We start from the raw sequence: 17899 nt of genomic DNA, 5'->3' as shown, positions 1-17899 counted from the left end.
ACGCCCGGCTTTCACCGGGCGTTTTTCACAGAAAGTCATATGGTATGGCATCAGTCGCGGTTAGCGGCAGTACCTGGAATGCTTTCATACGGCACTCTGAAGACCTTCTGATCAAACTGAACGCCGGTCCTCACGTTGAACACCATCACCGACGTGTCCTTGCCTTGATTGTCGGTGATCGTCCACTGGCGCAAATCGTACGTCTTCGGATCGAACATCATCGTGATCGTCGAATTGCCGAAGATCGTCTTGTTGCCGAGCGCAATCGTGGTCAGATCGGATTCTTCCTTCACGCTCTTCACCGAACCGTCCGACAGGTTGATCCTGCGTGCAAGCAGCAGGCTGAGTGGCGTCTTCGAAAGTGGATAGAGACTCCAGGTCTTAAGCTTCAGGTTACCGACGGCGACGTTCCTGCCGTCGGAGATCACCCTGATCGGCGACGGATTGTCATAGTTGAAGCGCAGCTTGCCGGGGCGCTCAATGTAGAATTTGCCGCCTGTCTGTTCGCCACGCGGGCCGAACTGGACGAAATCACCCTGCATTGTGGCGACGCCAGAGAAATGATCAGCGATCGCCTGTGCCGTCGCGGAACCGCCGGCAGCAGCTTGCGCAAAGGCTTCGACTGGAATTGCAGTTGAAGCGGCAGCCAGCGCCAGCGCACCAATAAGATGGCGGCGGGTGAGCGAGAGGCCTTTGAAGCCGGAATCCGAATTGGTCATCTGGGTCTCCTTTGATGCGACCTGCATGCTGCCGAAAGGCGGCGTCTTCATGGCGCAGACGCACCGCTGCAGAAGGTAACGCTTTCGAGGCTATCAGGTTTCCGTGAAGCCATTGCCCCGGCGGTCTTTCCGGCCGCTAGCGATCGAGGATATCGCCTTCGGTCGGAACCAGGATTTCGCGCTTGCCCGCATGGTTCGCAGGGCCGATGACGCCTTCCTGCTCCATGCGCTCGATCAGTGAAGCGGCGCGGTTATAGCCGATGCCGAGACGACGCTGGATATAAGATGTCGAAGCCTTGCCGTCGCGAAGCACGATCGCCACTGCCTGATCATAGGGGTCATCGGAATCCGCCAGATTGGAGGTGCCCGCAGGGCCGCCGTAATCATCGTCGTCCTCGTCATCTGCAGTGATCGCCTCGAGATATTGCGGCGCGCCCTGCGTCTTCAGATATGAAACGATCTCCTCGACTTCCATATCGGCCACGAAGGGACCGTGGACACGCTGAATGCGTCCGCCGCCCGCCATGTAGAGCATATCGCCCATGCCGAGCAGCTGTTCGGCACCTTGTTCGCCGAGGATCGTGCGACTGTCGATCTTCGACGTGACCTGGAAGGAGATGCGCGTCGGGAAGTTGGCCTTGATCGTGCCGGTGATAACGTCGACGGACGGACGCTGGGTGGCCATGATCACGTGAATACCGGCGGCGCGCGCCATCTGCGCCAGGCGCTGGACGGCGCCCTCGATATCCTTGCCGGCGACCATCATGAGGTCGGCCATTTCATCGATGATGACGACGATGTAGGGCATCGCCTGCAGGTCGAACTCCTCGGTTTCGTACATCGCTTCGCCGGTGTGACGGTCAAACCCTGTCTGCACGGTTCGCGAAATGGCCTCACCCTTGACCAACGCCTGCTCGACGCGCGCATTGAAGCCGTCGATGTTGCGAACGCCGATCTTCGACATCTTCTTATAACGCTCCTCCATCTCTCGGACGGTCCATTTGAGCGCGACGACAGCCTTCTTCGGATCGGTGACGACCGGCGACAACAGATGCGGAATGCCGTCGTAAACTGAGAGTTCGAGCATCTTCGGGTCGATCATGATCAGGCGGCACTGTTCCGGCGTCAAACGGTAGAGTAGCGACAGGATCATCGTGTTGATGGCAACCGACTTGCCGGAGCCAGTTGTACCGGCAACGAGCAGGTGCGGCATCTTCGCAAGATCAGCGATGACGGCTTCGCCGCCGATTGTCTTGCCGAGCGCCATCGCAAGCTTTGCCTTCGAGCCTTCGAAATCGCGTGACGCGATCAGTTCCCGCAGGTACACCGTTTCACGCGTCGAGTTCGGCAATTCGATTCCGATCGCGTTTCGGCCGGGAACCACGGCGACACGGGCGGCGATCGCGCTCATGGAGCGGGCAATGTCGTCTGCAAGGCCGATGACGCGTGAGGACTTGATGCCGGGAGCCGGCTCAAGCTCATAGAGCGTGACGACCGGGCCGGGGCGGACATGGATGATTTCACCCTTGACGCCGAAGTCTTCGAGGACGCCTTCGAGCATGCGGGCATTCTGCTCCAGCGCATCGGCCGAAAGCGACGAGTCGCGAACGACGTTCTTTGGCTCGGCAAGCAGATGAATCGAGGGAACCTGGAAGCCCTCTGGGCGAATGAAGGAACCCTGCGACTCGCGCTCAATGCGAGCACCAGGCTTTGGCCGCGAGACCTGCGGCACGACGCGCGGCTCGGGCTTGCCGCCAGCGGTCTTCGCCGGTGCACGCATCATCCAGCCCTCGTCGTCGTCCGGCAGAATATCGGCCGGACGCGGCGGCATGTCGCTATCGAACGGCACATCGTCATCATCATCGTCGTTGAGCGAAATCGACGGCGCGGAGACGACACGGCGGAGCGAACCGTTGCGTGATTCCATTGACGGCTCCAGGCGCTCGCCGCGGCCTGCCGGCGCCTTGGCGCGGACGGGCTCGTTCAGGGTACCGAATTCATCGTCGTTGAAGTCATAGGGCGATTCGAAATCGCTCTGACGGCGCTTGCGCGGCCCTAGGCCGAAGATGCGGCGCATCCGCGCCTGGCTCATGTACCAGACATGCGTCAACGCTCCGAATGCAAGCCACCCACCCTCTTCGTCGTCTTCATCCTCATCACCAATCGAGCGGGCTTTGGAAGGTGCAGCCACGAATGCATCGCTCACGTCCTCGTCGGCTTCCGTGCGGCCAACGATGCCCGCAGAAAACAGCATCATCCAGGCGGTGGGCAGCGCGAACACGCCGCCGACAGCCGTCGCGAACGCGCCGCTCGGGTAGGCGCCGACGAAAAGAGCCGGAAAACGAAGGATCATATCGCCGATGACGCCGCCTATGCCGTTGGGGATCGGCCATGTCAGCGGCGGCGGGATGCAACCGATCACGGCAGACGAAAGGACCGAACCTAGGGCCCAGGCGCCGGCTCGCGCCGGAATGCGGCTGATGCGGCGGCCGGAAATCAATGCCAGGGCCCAGGCGACGACCGGCAGCAGCGCCACAACACTGGCAAGCCCGAAGAACTGCATCGCGATATCGGCAAAGGCGGCGCCGCCATATCCCAGGACATTTGCCGGCGGATTGCCGGTTGCGTAGGAATAGCTCGGATCTGAGACGTTCCATGTCGCCAGTGCTGCAACCGCGAGCGCCAATAGCAGGAAGATCGCAAAGCCCAGGAGAGCTTGCGCCTGCCTGAGCACGAACCCTGAGAGGGAGAAACGGTCCGGCCGGTTATCGATCACCGGCGAAGTGCTTCTTGCCATATACCCAACCCGTCCAATGCTGAGCGCGCGAGTCGCCGAGGCGTCGCCACGCAATATGCGTCCGCCCCACCTAATCAAAGGAGGGTTAAAGCGATGTTAACCATGAGAGATCGGATAGGCCTGACCGGCAAATAAAAAGGCCCGAACCTGAAAAGGTCCGGGCCAAGATGCGGCCGATATATTTCGATAGGCCGCGACGGGCTGTTCTGCGGCGCCCTCTGCTGGGCGCCGCAATCCCTGTGATCAAGAAGAGTGGTAGGCAGCTTCGCCGTGGGTCGACAGGTCGAGACCTTCGCGTTCTGCCTCCGGGGTTACGCGCAGGCCGACGATAAGGTCGACGATCTTGTAGAGGATCGCAGAGCCGACGCCCGACCAGACGAGGGTCGTCAGGACACCCTTGAACTGAGCCCAGACCTGAGTTGCCGTACCAGCATAAGAAGCAGCGAAATCTGCCGTCGAATAGTCGACGATGCCTGCACCGCCGAGAGCCGGGTTGACGAGAATGCCGGTGCCGATTGCACCGATGATGCCGCCAACGCAATGGACGCCGAAGACGTCAAGGCTGTCGTCGTAGTTGAACTTGTTCTTCACGACGTCGACGAAGAAGTAGCAGACCGGCGAAACGATGAGGCCGAGAACGATCGAACCCATCGGACCTGCAAAGCCTGCTGCCGGAGTAACGGCAACGAGACCGGCAACTGCACCCGAAGCAGCACCCAGCATGGAAGCCTTGCCGCGGGCGAAGGTTTCAACGATGCACCAGGAAACAGCGGCCGCAGCGGCTGCGAGGAAAGTGTTGATCATGGCAAGCGAAGCGTAGGCATTTGCTTCGAGGTTGGAGCCAGCGTTGAAGCCGAACCAACCGACCCACAGAAGCGCTGCGCCGACCATGGTGAGCGTCATCGAATGCGGAGCCATGATTTCCTTCTTATAGCCCGTGCGCTTGCCGAGCATGATGGCGCCGACGAGGCCGGCAATACCAGCATTGATGTGAACGACCGTGCCGCCGGCGAAGTCGATTGCACCATAGGAGAAGATCAGGCCGGACGGCGAAGTGTACGAGCTCGGACCACCCCAGAACCAAACCATGTGCGCCATCGGGAAGTAGATGAAAGTGACCCACAGGATAACGAAGAGGATGACGGCAGAGAACTTGATGCGCTCGGCAAACGCACCGACGATGAGGCCGGGCGTGATGCAGGCAAACGTCATCTGGAACACAATGAAGGTGTATTCCGGAATGGCGACGCCTTTCGAGAAGGTCTCGACAAGGGACGACGTGTTGACGCCGGCGAGGAAGGCCTTGGAGAAACCGCCGACGAAGCTGTTCAGCGAGCCGCCGTCAGTGAAGGCCAGCGAGTAGCCGTAGGTGACCCAGATCAGGGACACAACGGCGGTGATCATGAATACCTGCATCAGCACGGAGAGCATGTTCTTGGCGCGCACGAGGCCGCCATAGAAGAGAGCCAGGCCCGGAATGGTCATCAACAGCACGAGCGCCGATGAGACGAGCATCCAGGTATTGTCACCCTTGTCCATGGTGAAGGCCGGAGCCGCTGCAGCCGCGGCATCGGCAGCAGCCGGCGCGGTCTCCTGCGCGAAGGCGACGACCGGCGCGAAAAGCGCGGCAGACGCAGCCCCGAGCCGCGCAAATGTGGAGGAAAACTTCGAAATTGACATTGGAATAAAGCTCCTTGCTCAGCCGTTCTTACAGCGCTTCGGTATCGGTTTCGCCCGTGCGGATACGGACGGCATGGTCGATCGAGTAGACGAAAATCTTGCCGTCGCCGATCTGGCCGGTCTTGGCTGACGACGCGATGGCTTCGACGGCCTTGTCGACGATTTCTGATGCGACGGCGATTTCGATCTTGAGCTTCGGCAGGAAGCTGACTGCATATTCCGTACCGCGATAGATTTCGGTATGCCCCTTCTGGCGTCCGTAGCCCTTCACCTCGGTCACGGTCAGGCCTTGGATGCCGATCGCCGTGAGGGCTTCGCGGACCTCATCGAGCTTGAACGGCTTGATAATGGCCATCACAATTTTCATCTGGTTTTCCCATCCTTCGTTATCCTCGGCGCGGAGCCGACTCTCCTTGCCGCTGACATTCACGAACAGCGACTGGGGATATACATTCAAAGGGCGTGCCAGATTCGAAGCAGACTATAAGTTATTGAAAAATAAAGAGTATAATGAACGATGCTATTTAAGAGGCAAATGGTAGGGCAAGAACCGCCCAAATAATGCCCAAATTTGAAAAAATGCACATTTTTTATTCATTTGCCTTTTTCCGAATCAAACCTTCCTGCGCGACTGACGCAATCAGAACGCCAGACCGCGTGAACAGGCTACCGCGCGTGAGCCCACGAGCGCCGGAAGCAGATGGACTATCCTGCGTGTAAAGCAGCCAATCCGTAAGTTTATCAGGCCGATGAAACCACATGGAATGGTCGAGGCTCGCAACCTGCAGGCTTTGGTCGAAGATCGAGGTTCCATGAGCGTAGAGCGAGGTATCAAGCAGCGTCATGTCTGAGAGATAGGCAAGCACTGCGGCTTGATAGAGCCGGTTATCCGGGACCGGCCCCGTCGCGCGCACCCAGACGTCCTGACGGGGATCGAGCTTCCTGTCGGAAAAATAGTGCGTCAGCGAAACCGGCCGGATTTCGATCGGCCGTTCGCGCTCCCAGTATTTGCGCACAGCCGGCGGCGCATGCGCGAGATACTGTTCCTTGATCTGCTGCTCGCCGAGCAGCTTTTCCGGCGTCGGAACATCCGGCATTACGATCTGATGATCGAAACCCGGCTCCTCGATCTGGAAGGAGCACGAGAGCGCAAAAATCGCCTTGCCGTGCTGGATCGCCACGACCCGGCGCGTATTGAAGCTCGATCCGTCGCGAATGCGTTCCACCTGATAGACGATCGGCACGGAAGGATCCCCCGGCCGCATGAAATAGGCATGCAGCGAGTGAACGAAGCGCTCTGTCTCGATCGTCCGCTGGGCAGCCATCAGTGCCTGACCGATCACCTGTCCGCCAAAAACGCGTTGCCAGCCAACCTGCGGGCTGCGACCACGAAAGATATCGACCTCGATCGGCTCGAGATCGAGCGTCGCGAGCAGCGTTTCCATGGCCGTGGGCTTGGCTGCGTCTTCCATCATTTGTTCAGCTCCCGACGGTAGGAAGTGGGGATACGATGATCTATATAGATCGTCATTGTAATCACAAGCGCGGGGAGCGGGCGATGCTGGACATGCTGGTTGTTGGCGGAGGTTATGTCGGCCTTTCCGCGGCGGTCGCGGTCAAGCAGGCAGCCCCCCACCTTGAGATTGCGGTCGTTGAAGCATCGCCTGAGCATGTCTGGCAGAAGGATATGCGCGCCTCCGCAGTCATCGCCGCGGCAACGAAGATGCTGGAGGTCTTCGGCATCTGGGAAGAAATCCTTCCGGAAGCCCAGCCGATCACCAAGATGATCGTGACCGATTCCAGGACCTCCGATCCGGTGCGTCCGGTCTTCCTCACCTTCGACGGTCAAGTGGAAGACGGCCGCCCCTTCGCGCACATGATCCCGAACGCCGTCATGGTCCGCGCGCTGCGCGGCGTCTGCGACCGGCTCGGCATCGAAATCCGGCATGGACTGATCGCCTCTGGCCTGAAGACGGAAGAAAACCGGATTTCCATCACGCTGTCCGATGGCAGCATGCTGGAGTCACGCCTGCTCGTGGCCTGTGACGGCGTGCGGTCGAAGCTCCGCGATCTGGCGGGCATAAAGACGGTCAGCTGGGATTACGGCCAATCCGGCATCGTTGTGACCGTCGAGCATGAGCGGCCGCACAATGGCTGCGCCGAAGAGCATTTCCTCCCATCCGGCCCCTTCGCGATCCTGCCGCTCACCAACAACCGCTCCTCCCTTGTCTGGACCGAACGCACGCACGATGCCGACCGGCTTGTTTCCGACGACGACCTGATTTTCGAGGAGGAACTGGAGCGCCGTTTCGGGCACAAGCTCGGCGCGCTCAAGGTCATTGGCGAAAAGCGTGCCTTCCCGCTCGGCCTCACGCTTGCCCGCGCCTTCGTGGCACCGCGCGTTGCACTTGCCGGCGATGCGGCACACGGCATTCATCCGATTTCCGGCCAAGGTCTCAATCTCGGCTTCAAGGACGTGGCCGCGCTGGCTGAGACCGTCGTCGAGGCCGACCGCCTCGGGCTCGATATCGGCTCGATCAATATTCTCGAACGCTACCAGACCTGGCGCCGCTTCGACACCTTCCGCATGGGGGTTACGACCGACGTGCTGAACCGGTTGTTCTCGAATGACATAATGCCGGTGCGCATTGCCCGCGATGTCGGCCTCGGCATCGTCGACAGGCTGCCGAGCCTCAAGTCCTTCTTCATCGGGCAGGCGGCCGGCACGGCGGCCAGGAACAATCCAAGGCTTTTGGCAGGCGAGACGATCTAATCGTCAAGCCTCCGTGCCTCTGACACCAGCATGATCGGAATGCCGTCACGGATCGGATAGGCAAGGCGCGCCTTTTCCGAGACGAGTTCGTTGTGCTCCCGGTCATAGCTGAGCCTTCCCTTGGTCAGCGGGCAAACCAAGAGCTCAAGCAGTTTCGGATCAACACGGCTGAGTTTTTCGTCCATGCCCAATGATTTACTGCAAAACCGTATCGGAGTCACCGAAGACGCGCGCGAGCACGATTTCGGTAATGGCGATCAGGGTCTCCGCTCTGGTCTTAAGATCGGGCGCCTCCAGCAGCGCCTGCTTCTCGGCAGGGCCAAAGGGCGACATCATCGCAAGCGAATTCACGAGCGTCAGGTTGCTGGCGCGCTCGACGCTTTCCCAATCGGCCTCAAGCTTGTTCGCATCGAGATAAGCCCTGAACGCGGAGAGCAAGGCGCCACGATCGACGGCGTCTTCCTCATCGCGTGCGGAGAGATCGGAAATGAAGGGAGCGATGTGGAAGCTTCTGAACGGCTCATGCGTCATTTTTTCGCCAAGTAGGCGAAAGCGGCAAACGCCCGTCAGCGAAACGATATAGCGCCCGTCGCCCGTCTCCGCAAAAGAGGTGATCCGCCCGATGCAGCCGACGGGAGCGAGATGAGGTTCGCCACTCTTCTCGCCCGCCGTCGAATCGTTATCACCAAGCGCGGGCTGGACCATGCCGATCAGCCGATTGCCGGCCAGAGCGGCGTCAAACATCGCGAGATAACGTGGCTCGAAAATATTCAGCGGAAGCTGTCCCGTAGGCAGAAGAAGAGCGCCGGTCAGAGGAAAGACGGCGATCGAATCTGGCAGATCGCCGGGCTTTAAATATCTTGCATTCCCGACTTGCATCAAACCTTGTCCCGCAATCAACCGGCAGGAGCGAAACGATACTCCTGTTCTGCCTCTGAAATGTGGTGCCCTTGCCCAAAAACGCAAGGGCAAGGTTTCTAAAGTTACGAGAAGAGCATCGCTGAAAGCTTGCGCCGCGCGGACACGGTTGCCGGGTCCTTGAAGCCCCAGACTTCGAAGAACTGCAGGAGCTGACGGCGCGCGCCATCGTCATCGAAGGTCCGGTCCTTGCGCATGATGTGGAGCAGATGGTCTGCCGCCTCATCGCGCTTTCCCTCGACGTTCAGAATCTTGGCAAGCTTCATGCGTGCGTCGTGATTGTCCGGATCGAGCGCAAGGTCCTGCTCCAGGGCGACGGGATCGCCGAGCTTGCGAGCTTCTTCGATCTGATCGAGCTTCGTGATGACGGCTTGAATCCCAGCGTCATTGGCAAGCCCTTCCGGCAGATCGGTTAACGCTTCGCGAGCGCGCTGATGCTGGTTGGCGGCAATCATGCATTCGGCCATCCCAGCAAGCGCCTTGGCATTTTCCGGATCGGCTTGCATCACTGCACCGTAGAGCTGCGCGGCACCATTGACGTCGCCCGCGGCAAGAAGGCCCGACGCCTCCTCAAGCACCGCTTCGATCTCCGCAGCCTGATCCGCACCGGCAGGACCGGCGAGGCGGTCGATGAACTGGCGAACCTGGCTTTCCGGCACAGCACCCATGAAACCATCGGCCGGGCGGCCGCCGACGAAGGCGATCACGGCCGGGATCGACTGAATGCCGAGTTGGCCTGCGATCGACGGATGGTCGTCGATATTCATCTTCACGAGCTTCACGCGGCCTTGCGCCTCGTTGACCACCTTTTCGAGCACCGGCGTCAATTGCTTGCAGGGGCCGCACCAAGGCGCCCAGAAATCAACGAGTACCGGCTGGTTGCGCGATTCCTCGATGACGTCCGTCGTGAAAGTGGCGGTTGTCGTATCCTTGATATGTCCGCCGCCTGCCGCCGGCTGCGGCGCCGAACCGAAGTTCGCCGTTGCCGACATCTGCGTGCCGAAGGAATTGCCGTAAGGATTGTCGCTGCCGCTCATTGGTATCTCCCGCCATGCCGGTGCCCGGCTTTTCTAGCGCTAAAATCGTATGTCAGGCCGTCACTTTCAAGACAAGCGGCTTATGGCCCGTCGCTTCCATGAAGCGGACGAGGTCTGCGCTTGCAATCGACGTTGTCGCATCGTTGGACAACGGATGGCAATTGACGATCTCCTCCTTCATCAAGTCCACATCGAGCACGAAGGTCACATTGTTGCCCGTGTCATTGATAGCGCCAAAGGCCGTGACCGCGCCGGGGATCACGCCAAGATATTCCATCAGCTTTTCCGGTTTGCCGAACGAAACCTTGCTGGCCGCACCGATCAATGCATGCACGGTCTTGAGATCGACAACGGCATGCTCTTCGACGGTCAGCAGGAAGAACTGATCCTTCTTATCCTTCACGAAAAGGTTTTTTGTATGCCCGCCAGGGATTTCATCGCGCAGCGACACCGATTCGGCCACGGTGAAGACCGGAGCATGCTGCCGCGTGCTGTGCGCGATACCGAGCCCGTCGAGGAAAGCGAAAAGATCGTCTCTGTTTTTCGGCTTGGCTTCGGTCATCGCGGCATCCGTCTGGAATGAAAGGGGCAAGGCGCCCTGATTAAGTCGGAGGAACATGTTTTGCAATGTTCGTGATCGACGCTTTTCCTTGAATTTGCGGCGGTTTGCGAAGGAGCTTCCGAGCACTCCGAATTTTTCTTGGCCTTTCCGTCATTTCCCTGTTGCATTTGAAAATCGATTGGGCCATATAGCGCCCGTCGCCGCAAGGTGGCAGCCCACGGTCCATCAACTACCCCGGACCGATGCGGATTGAGCGGGTGTAGCTCAGGGGTAGAGCACAACCTTGCCAAGGTTGGGGTCGAGGGTTCAAATCCCTTCGCCCGCTCCAAATTCTCAATTGTCCGGCCCCTAAGACATGGGTGACAACCTCGTGCCGAACGGGTCGTCGAGCCCCCGAGCAACCTGCAATCCCGTTGGACAGAGGATCCCGCTGATTGAGTTTTTCTCGTGCTCAATTCAGCCACAAGTCAATCGCCCTGTCATCTACGGCAAGGTCCAGGACTTCCTGGTATCTTTCTCTAGTTCAGATATGCTGAACTACCGCTTCGTGCACGTAAATTTGAGCAGCTGATGTGTCGCGCTCACTATGACAAACTGAGCTGAGTTACCCAGAAGGAGCGTATGCAAGCGCCCGGTTACGCCACGATGAAATCGTAGCGGCCAAATTGTCCGTCGCCCGTCGCCCTGACATCGAGCAGCAAGGCTGGGTTGAAAATACGGTCACGTTCATTGTCCGGTTCGCCGGGAAAATAGAGCTGCGTCGTCAGTACGCTTCCGCCGGGCCGTTGGACTTTCAGGTGGTAATGGCGGGTGCGACCAGAATATAGACCTGGCACGATTGTCTCGAACCACCATTTGCCTTCAGCATCGGTGAATTGATGCCCGCGGAGTTTGTATCCGCTATTGTCGTAGGTGCCGATCTCATTGGCATGCCATAACTCGATCAACGCTTTTGCCACGGGCTGGCAGTTCTCGGTCAGCACGTAACCAGCAAGCGTCATCCTTTCACCGCCCGGTGCATCGCTCACGAAGTCCTGTTTTTCAGGGCTCTCCGGGGTGAAATACGGGCCTTCGGTCTGCGCTGGCGTCAGATCGTCGTCATCTTTGCAAGTTGGTGTAAGCGACAGCTGCGCAGAAGCCCCGGCTGCATGGCCGAGTCTCGGCAGCAGAATCGGCGTGGCAACGAAGCTGATAAGGAAATGTCGCCGGGTCGGCATGGCGCTGTAACTCCCGAACATGGAAACCAAGATCCTTGCGGCTCCATTGGGCAGAAGTGGGGCGGGGCGCTAGCGGAATTTGGTACTCAATAGCAGGAGCGCCGCGCGCGGCCAAAATGCCTTGCTGTCGCCTCCGGTCACCGCGCGGTCACAGTCACCGCATTTCGGCCAGGTGCAATCTATTTTGACTGAGTGCTATGCACTTCGCGTCACGATCGTCGAGCGCTGCGCGCAAAAACCGCTCCCTCTAGCACCGGAGTGAATTCTGCAGCACTGGCACACATTGCTACGACGTCGCAATTTTAAGCTTGCCAAGGTTGGAGTCGAGGGTTCAAATCCCTTCGCCCGCTCCAATTTTCTCATTGTCCGACCCGGAGACATCGGTAACAGATCATACCTAAGACATGGGTGACAACCTCGTGCCGAAATGGTGTTTCTCGTGTCGCCACCTTGTCGCCACCGCGAAAAGGGATCTGGCGTTGGAAGCCGTGAAGAACATGACCCGATATCACTTCACGACACCTCAACACCCCGAGGAGCGGAATTGTGCTCATGGGGCTCCGGTTCTTAGAATGCCCGACGGCTCACCGCCGTGTTCCCACGGAGCGGTTTGGTCCCGGCGTGAAGGACGTGCAATGGATCGGGGAACTGAGTGCCGAGGGACGATGGATGGTCGGTGACCGTCAGCGGGTAACAGTATCGACCGTCGCCGAGCTTGAACTCGCCCTTGAAGTTGGCGCACCACAAAACGTCACCTGCTCAGGTCGGACACAATAACATCAGATACTTAATAATCCGCCGAAAGGCGTTTTTTTGTTGTTGTGAACCGATATCGCCGCGCCAGCGCCAAACGACCGGTCGCAGCCATTTGTCGCATTATCTGAAAAGAATTTGATTTGTGCGCAATGCATCGCCATGTTGAACGAGGGCGGACAACGGTTGGTTTGATGTATGCTGCAACGATTTGACGACACGGATGCCGCGCTGATCGACAGGCTGCAGAAATCCGCATTCGACTATTTTCTGAAGTATTCCAATCCCGAAAACGGCCTGGTCGCGGATACGTCCATACCCGACGTTCCCTGCAGCATCGCTGCCACCGGCTTTGCGCTTTCAAGTTATACGGTCGCCGTCGAACGCGGATGGATTACGCAGGCGGAAGCGGCAAGCAGGACGATCACGACGCTGCGCTTCTTTGCCGGGAGCCATCAAGGGCGCGAGCGCCATGCGACCGGCTATCGTGGCTTTTATTACCACTTCCTGCATATGGATACCGGCCACCGCGCATGGAACAGCGAGCTCTCAACGATCGACACGACCTTGCTCGTCGCCGGCATGCTGACGGCTGCGGCCTACTTCGATGGCGCCGATCCGATCGAGACGGAAATCCGCGAACTGGTGAAATTCATCTATGAGCGCATCGACTGGCATTGGGCGTTGAATAAAGGACAGACCGTCTGCATGGGCTGGAAGCCTGGAAGCGGCTTTCTGCGCTGGCGCTGGCAGGGCTATGACGAGGCGATCCTGCTCTACACGCTAGCGCTCGCTTCGCCCACCCATCCGATCCCGCAATCGAGCTACGATGCCTTCGTCTTAAGCTATTCCTGGATGCTCTTCGGCAAGCAGCCCTATCTTTATGCCGGACCGTTTTTCATTCACCTTTTCTCCCATGCCTGGATCGACTTCCGCGGGATTCAGGACAGGGAGATGGCTGCACGCGACTGGGACTATTTCCGCAACACCCAGGTTTCGATCGCCGTCCAGCGCGATTATGCCGAGCGCAATCCCGGGCACTTCGTCGGCTACAACAGGAATGTCTGGGGATTTTCCGCCTCCGACGGTCCGCCGCCAACGCGGAACATGCGTAGCGGCCGGCATCCGAAGGTTCTGGGTTACGCCGCGCGCGGTGCACCACTTGGCCCGGACGACGGGACAATCGCACCGTGGGCGGCGCTTGCGGCATTGCCTTATGACCGACAGGCGGCGGTCGACGGCCTGGAGGCGCTGCTGGCTGCCTATCCCAATCTGCTCTGCGAAGGCCGCTTTCCGGGCGGCTTCAATCCATCAGTGAAGACCGCCCGGCCCGAAGGTTGGGTGGACGACCGGTGCGTCGCGATCGACCAGGGACTGCTGGTGATGACGATCGAAAACGATCGGTCGGAGTTCATCTGGAGCCTGATGCAACGGTCGCCGATCATCCGGCTCGGCCTCGAACGTGCCGGCTTTACGGGCGGCTGGCTGGAGCAGGCGGAAACGGAAAGTGTTTCGCGAAAGACGGCTTAACGGCCGCCGAAGACATGCGCCTTGCCGGCGATATCAAGGCGAACACGATCGCCGCGCTCGGGCAAAGCCACGCTGGATGTCTTGATGAGGATCGGCGGCAGCGCCACCCCTTCCAGCGACACCGCCACGGTGCAGGTCGCACCGCCGAACTCCACCTCAACGACGCGGCCTCCAGAGGCGGGCTCGCTTTCATCGGCAACGACGCGAATCTGCTCCGGCCGCAGCATGATCTCGGCCTTGCCTTGATGGCCGCCTTCCACTGCGACGCGGCCGAGCGCGCAATCGGCAAAGCCATTGCGGATGATCGCCGGAAGCATCACCGCATCCCCCAAGAAGAGTGCGGTTTCGCGGTCCTTCGGCTGCAGGTAGAGCGATTGCGGTGAACCCGATTGGATCAGCTTGCCTTCCCTGAGCACCGCGACCTGATCTGCAAAAGAGAGAGCCTCTGCTTGATCATGGGTGACGAGAATCGCCGTGATATTCGCCGCCTGGAGGACGCGGGCGACGGCCTTGCGCATGTGTTCGCGAAGGCCGGTATCGAGCGCCGAGAAGGGCTCGTCGAGCAGCATGAGACGCGGCTTGCGGCCGAGGGCTCTCGCGAGCGCCACCCGCTGCTGTTGACCGCCGGAAAGCTGGTGAGGACGGCGCGTCAGCATGTTGCGGTCGAGCTCGACCATATCCAGCAGTTCGACGATCCGCTTTCCGCGATCGCGAGCGCCACGCTCGAAACCGAAGCCAATATTGTCGGCAACGCTCAAATGCGGAAAAAGCGCGCCGTCTTGCGAGACGATGCCGATGCCGCGCTTGTGGGCGGGAACGGTTGCCAAGCCATCCGCGAGCACTTCGCCATTCAGGATGACTTGCCCTTCATCTGGCCGCTCGAAGCCCGCAACAATGCGCAGCAAAGTCGTCTTGCCGGAACCCGAGGGGCCGACAACGGCGGTGCGGCTGCCGGCGGCAACGTCCAGCGTCACCTTGTCCAAAGCTCTCACCGGGCCATAGTGCTTGCTGACAGACTGGATCGTAAGCAGTGTCATTGGCCGGCAGTCCGTTTCGATTGGGCATAAAGAAGAAGCGTCAGCGGCAATGACAGCACGATCATCATCACCGCATAAGGAGCGGCCGACACATAGTCGATTTCGCTGGTCAGCGACCAGAATTTCGTTGCCAGCGTTTCAACACCGTTCGGCGACAACATCAGCGTTGCCGTCAGCTCGTTGGTGATGCCGAGCGCCGACAGCGCAATGCTTGCAGCAAAGCCCGGGGCAGCAAGGCGCATGGTAATCTGGCGCACGGCCTGCGATGGCGTGCGCCCCAAGCCCATGGCAGCCCGCTCCAGCTCTACAGGTGCCTGCGCGATGCTGGCATGAAGGCAGACCATCGCGCGCGGCAGGAAGAGCAGGACATAGGCAACGATGAGGGTCGCAAAAGTCTGGTAGAGCGGCAGCGCCAGCCGCACGGTGATCGTCACCAGTGCCAGCGCCACAACAACGCCGGGAAGCGAGCCGACATAATAATGGCAGGCTTCGAGCAATCGCTGGAATCGTCCCGGTGCGCGGACCGACAACCAGGCCATCGGCGCGGCCGCGATCGTCGTCAACACGCCGCCAGCGACCGCAAGGACGATCGTTTGAACGAAAGCATTTCCGACAGCATCCAGCCGCCAGATCTCCGTGCCGCCTAGATAGAGCCAGCGGCCGAGCGTCATGAGCGGCACGCCGAGCGTCAGCACACCAAGCGTTCCCGGCAGCAGAACACCAGGTACCACAAACCAGCCGAGATGGCGGCGATCGGCGGGACGCGCGGAACCGGAGCCGACGCGGGCGTAGCGCTCGTTGCCGCGGAGCAGAATTTCCAGGCCGAGCAGGAAGAGGCAGCAAGCGACGAGCACACCGCCGAGCATGTTGGCTGCGGGGCTGTTATAGGCAGACTGGAACTGATCAACGATCGCGGTCGAAAAAGTGTCGAAGCGGATCATCACGTAAAGCCCGTATTCCGACAGGAGATGCAGCCCGATCAGGAGCGAGCCTCCACAGATCGCAAGCCGCAGCTGCGGCAGGATCGCGCGGAAGAAGACGCGCCAAGGGCCAAGGCCAAGCGACGCCGCCGCATCCTCGATCGCCGGATCGAGGCGGCGAAGGGCGGCAGCGACCGGCAGGTAGAGAAAAGGGTAATAGGCAAGCACGGAAACGAAGACCCCGCTCTGCAGGCCGCGCATGCCGGGAACGAGGCTCACCCACGCATAGCTGTGCACGAAGGCCGGAACGGCAAGCGGCGCGACGGCAAGCCAGGACCACAACCGCGGAACCGGAACATTGGTCCGCTCCGTCAGCCACGCGAGCGTCACGGCAAGCACAATCGACAAGGGAATGGTGAGTGCTTCAAGCAAGATGGTGTTGACGAGCAGCTCACCGACACGCGGACGGAAGACCAGTGCCTTTACCGTTTGCCAGCCGACATCGGCGGTAATCCAGCCGATGAAGCCGAGCGGTACGAGGCTCATAACTGCGACCAGCGTTGCAAAGACGACGACGGAGGCGTGGGGCATGCGCCCGCGCAGCAAACCTGTTCCGCTGACTGGCGCCCTATTGCCGGGCGCGAGCCCGGAAACAAGGGATCTGTTGTCTTGCAGCAAGGCCGGCGCCTTTGTACGCTGAAAAAGGAAGGCAACCGCCTCTATCTGAAGCGGTTGCCCGGGTTGACATGCCCTAAGGTTTTCTTGAGCCAAAAGCAATAGTTTTGACTCGATCCGCCTGCGGCAGAAAGGCTTAGATCAGGCCAGCAGCCGTCATCAGCTCGACGACCTTCTTGCTGTCGAGTTCGGAAGCCTCAACCTTCGGTGCATTGAGATCGGCAAGCGGGACGAGCTTGTCGTTCGATTCGCCGCTGACCGCGTATTCATAGGACGTACCGTTCTTCAGGATGTCCTGGCCGCCCTTGCCGGCGACGAACTTCAGGAATGCCTGGGCTTCCTTCATGTGCTGCGTGGACTTCAAAATGCCGCCACCCGAAACGCTGGCGAAAGCGCCGGGATCCTGGTTCTTGAAGTAGTGCTGGCCGATATTCTTGCTGTTTTCGCCTGTCTTCGCCTGATCGCCGAACCAGTAGTAGTGGTAGATGACCGCGCCTTCGACTTCGCCGGCGTTGACCGCCTTCATGGCAACGCTGTTGCCCTTGTAGGGTGTTGCGTTCTCCTTCATGGCCTTCAGCCATGCAGCCGTTGCTTCTTCGCCTTTCAACTGCAGCAGCGCACCCACAATCGCCTGGAAGTCGGCACCGGCAGGCGACGCACCCCAACGACCCTTCCAGGCCGGATCGGCGAGATCGAGCAGAGACTTCGGCAGCTTGTCTTCGGTGAGCTTCGTCTTGTCATAGACAAAGACGGTCGAGCGGGCGGCAATGCCGGTCCACATCCCGTCGGCCGGACGGTACTGCGCCGGAACCAGATCAAGTGTTTCCTTGTCGACCGGGGCAAAGAGACCCGCGCTATCGACGAGCGCCATTGCCGGAGAGTTCTCGGTCAGGAATACGTCGGCCGGGGAAGCATCGCCTTCCTGAATGATCTGGTTGGCGAACTGCATGTCGCTGCCCTGGCGCATGGTGACCTTGATGCCAGTCTCCTTGGTGAAGGCATCGATCCATTCGCGGCCGAGGCTTTCATGCTGGGCGTTATAGACGACGATGCCTTCGGCGTCCTGCGCACTCGCGGCGGAAGCCAGCGTCGTCGCAGCAAGAAGCGAGGCGGCAAAAGCAAGCGCGGAAAAGCGCGTAAGAGAAATTTTCATTGATGCCTCCATCGCCGTGTCGCCCCAAACTCCCGGGGTGATGCGTGCTCGTATATTTTTCTTGATCCAGCTTTTCAAGTTTTGCCTTGCTAAGCCTCTTCACAAATACTTGAAGTTATCAATCAACT

At 59.8% G+C, this 17899-nt stretch carries 15 protein-coding genes and 1 tRNA gene; 3 read left to right on the top strand and 13 right to left on the bottom strand.

Features of this window, described 5'->3' with window-relative positions; genetic code table 11:
* Positions 1-50: 50 nt before the first annotated feature.
* From BN1800_RS26775 to tesB, 5 genes are all read right to left on the bottom strand, one after another.
* Positions 51-719 (bottom strand): outer membrane lipoprotein carrier protein LolA, encoded by a 669-nt coding sequence (locus tag BN1800_RS26775; RefSeq protein ID WP_087001874.1) that lies wholly within the window; start codon positions 717-719, stop codon positions 51-53.
* A 136-nt stretch (positions 720-855) separates the two neighbouring features.
* On the bottom strand, positions 856-3516 hold the full coding sequence (locus BN1800_RS26770) for an FtsK/SpoIIIE family DNA translocase (RefSeq protein WP_087001858.1): 2661 nt from the start codon (positions 3514-3516) through the stop codon (positions 856-858).
* Between the two features lie 243 nt (positions 3517-3759).
* Entirely contained in the window at positions 3760-5196 is a 1437-nt protein-coding gene (locus tag BN1800_RS26765; RefSeq protein WP_087001857.1) for an ammonium transporter, read from the bottom strand.
* A gap of 28 nt (positions 5197-5224) precedes the next feature.
* Entirely contained in the window at positions 5225-5563 is a 339-nt protein-coding gene (locus BN1800_RS26760; RefSeq protein WP_027511789.1) for a P-II family nitrogen regulator, read from the bottom strand.
* Positions 5564-5786: 223 nt separating this feature from the next.
* Positions 5787-6671 carry an acyl-CoA thioesterase II gene (gene tesB / locus BN1800_RS26755; RefSeq protein ID WP_087001856.1) on the bottom strand — a complete coding sequence of 295 codons (885 nt, stop codon included), beginning with the start codon at positions 6669-6671 and terminating at the stop codon, positions 5787-5789.
* A 35-nt stretch (positions 6672-6706) separates the two neighbouring features.
* On the opposite strand from tesB, the gene BN1800_RS26750 reads away from it, so the two are divergent.
* Positions 6707-7969, top strand: a complete 1263-nt coding sequence (locus tag BN1800_RS26750) for a ubiquinone biosynthesis hydroxylase (protein WP_087001855.1) — start codon at positions 6707-6709, stop codon at positions 7967-7969.
* On the opposite strand, the gene BN1800_RS26745 is transcribed toward BN1800_RS26750, so the two are convergent.
* The 4 genes from BN1800_RS26745 to BN1800_RS26730 form a co-directional block, all read right to left on the bottom strand.
* Positions 7966-8154, bottom strand: a complete 189-nt coding sequence (locus BN1800_RS26745) for a Trm112 family protein (protein WP_027511792.1) — start codon at positions 8152-8154, stop codon at positions 7966-7968. The genes BN1800_RS26750 and BN1800_RS26745 overlap by 4 nt on opposite strands.
* A 10-nt stretch (positions 8155-8164) precedes the next feature.
* Positions 8165-8848 carry an LON peptidase substrate-binding domain-containing protein gene (locus tag BN1800_RS26740; RefSeq protein ID WP_027511793.1) on the bottom strand — a complete coding sequence of 228 codons (684 nt, stop codon included), beginning with the start codon at positions 8846-8848 and terminating at the stop codon, positions 8165-8167.
* A gap of 104 nt (positions 8849-8952) precedes the next feature.
* Entirely contained in the window at positions 8953-9924 is a 972-nt protein-coding gene (trxA, locus tag BN1800_RS26735) for a thioredoxin (protein WP_087001854.1), read from the bottom strand.
* A 52-nt stretch (positions 9925-9976) separates the two neighbouring features.
* A complete protein-coding gene (locus BN1800_RS26730; RefSeq protein ID WP_087001873.1) occupies positions 9977-10486 on the bottom strand; it encodes a prolyl-tRNA synthetase associated domain-containing protein in 510 nt (169 codons plus the stop codon).
* Between the two features lie 253 nt (positions 10487-10739).
* Between BN1800_RS26730 and BN1800_RS26725 the strand changes: the two genes are divergently transcribed.
* A tRNA-Gly gene (locus BN1800_RS26725) sits at positions 10740-10814 on the top strand.
* A 307-nt stretch (positions 10815-11121) separates the two neighbouring features.
* Here BN1800_RS26725 and BN1800_RS26720 read toward each other — a convergent pair.
* Positions 11122-11724 carry a dioxygenase family protein gene (locus tag BN1800_RS26720; RefSeq protein WP_244564654.1) on the bottom strand — a complete coding sequence of 201 codons (603 nt, stop codon included), beginning with the start codon at positions 11722-11724 and terminating at the stop codon, positions 11122-11124.
* A gap of 930 nt (positions 11725-12654) precedes the next feature.
* On the opposite strand from BN1800_RS26720, the gene BN1800_RS26710 reads away from it, so the two are divergent.
* Positions 12655-13986 (top strand): glucoamylase family protein, encoded by a 1332-nt coding sequence (locus tag BN1800_RS26710; protein ID WP_087001851.1) that lies wholly within the window; start codon positions 12655-12657, stop codon positions 13984-13986.
* Here BN1800_RS26710 and BN1800_RS26705 read toward each other — a convergent pair.
* The 3 genes from BN1800_RS26705 to BN1800_RS26695 all read right to left on the bottom strand — a co-directional run bounded on the left by BN1800_RS26705 (position 13983) and on the right by BN1800_RS26695 (position 17771).
* Entirely contained in the window at positions 13983-15023 is a 1041-nt protein-coding gene (locus BN1800_RS26705) for an ABC transporter ATP-binding protein (RefSeq protein WP_087001850.1), read from the bottom strand. The genes BN1800_RS26710 and BN1800_RS26705 overlap by 4 nt on opposite strands.
* Positions 15020-16534 (bottom strand): ABC transporter permease, encoded by a 1515-nt coding sequence (locus BN1800_RS26700; RefSeq protein ID WP_244564653.1) that lies wholly within the window; start codon positions 16532-16534, stop codon positions 15020-15022. Before BN1800_RS26700 ends, BN1800_RS26705 begins: the two co-directional genes overlap by 4 nt.
* Positions 16535-16754: 220 nt before the next feature.
* Positions 16755-17771: an iron ABC transporter substrate-binding protein gene (locus BN1800_RS26695; RefSeq protein ID WP_087001849.1), complete on the bottom strand. Its 1017-nt coding sequence runs from the start codon at positions 17769-17771 to the stop codon at positions 16755-16757.
* Between the last annotated feature and the right edge of the window lie 128 nt (positions 17772-17899).

The organism is Rhizobium sullae, assembly GCF_900169785.1.
GTDB lineage: Bacteria > Pseudomonadota > Alphaproteobacteria > Rhizobiales > Rhizobiaceae > Rhizobium > Rhizobium sullae.
The sequence above is the reverse complement of the archived record's forward strand: the minus strand, read 5'-3'. Positions and strand labels throughout refer to the sequence as shown.

Coding starts and splice junctions, on each gene's coding strand:
- BN1800_RS26775 (WP_087001874.1), bottom strand. CDS start 719: ATGACCAATTCGGATTCCGGCTTCAAAGGCCTCTCGCTCACCCGCCGC.
- BN1800_RS26770 (WP_087001858.1), bottom strand. CDS start 3,516: ATGGCAAGAAGCACTTCGCCGGTGATCGATAACCGGCCGGACCGTTTC.
- BN1800_RS26765 (WP_087001857.1), bottom strand. CDS start 5,196: ATGTCAATTTCGAAGTTTTCCTCCACATTTGCGCGGCTCGGGGCTGCG.
- BN1800_RS26760 (WP_027511789.1), bottom strand. CDS start 5,563: ATGAAAATTGTGATGGCCATTATCAAGCCGTTCAAGCTCGATGAGGTC.
- tesB (WP_087001856.1), bottom strand. CDS start 6,671: ATGATGGAAGACGCAGCCAAGCCCACGGCCATGGAAACGCTGCTCGCG.
- BN1800_RS26750 (WP_087001855.1), top strand. CDS start 6,707: ATGATCTATATAGATCGTCATTGTAATCACAAGCGCGGGGAGCGGGCG.
- BN1800_RS26745 (WP_027511792.1), bottom strand. CDS start 8,154: ATGGACGAAAAACTCAGCCGTGTTGATCCGAAACTGCTTGAGCTCTTG.
- BN1800_RS26740 (WP_027511793.1), bottom strand. CDS start 8,848: ATGCAAGTCGGGAATGCAAGATATTTAAAGCCCGGCGATCTGCCAGAT.
- trxA (WP_087001854.1), bottom strand. CDS start 9,924: ATGAGCGGCAGCGACAATCCTTACGGCAATTCCTTCGGCACGCAGATG.
- BN1800_RS26730 (WP_087001873.1), bottom strand. CDS start 10,486: ATGACCGAAGCCAAGCCGAAAAACAGAGACGATCTTTTCGCTTTCCTC.
- BN1800_RS26720 (WP_244564654.1), bottom strand. CDS start 11,724: ATGTTCGGGAGTTACAGCGCCATGCCGACCCGGCGACATTTCCTTATC.
- BN1800_RS26710 (WP_087001851.1), top strand. CDS start 12,655: ATGCTGCAACGATTTGACGACACGGATGCCGCGCTGATCGACAGGCTG.
- BN1800_RS26705 (WP_087001850.1), bottom strand. CDS start 15,023: ATGACACTGCTTACGATCCAGTCTGTCAGCAAGCACTATGGCCCGGTG.
- BN1800_RS26700 (WP_244564653.1), bottom strand. CDS start 16,534: ATGCCCCACGCCTCCGTCGTCGTCTTTGCAACGCTGGTCGCAGTTATG.
- BN1800_RS26695 (WP_087001849.1), bottom strand. CDS start 17,771: ATGAAAATTTCTCTTACGCGCTTTTCCGCGCTTGCTTTTGCCGCCTCG.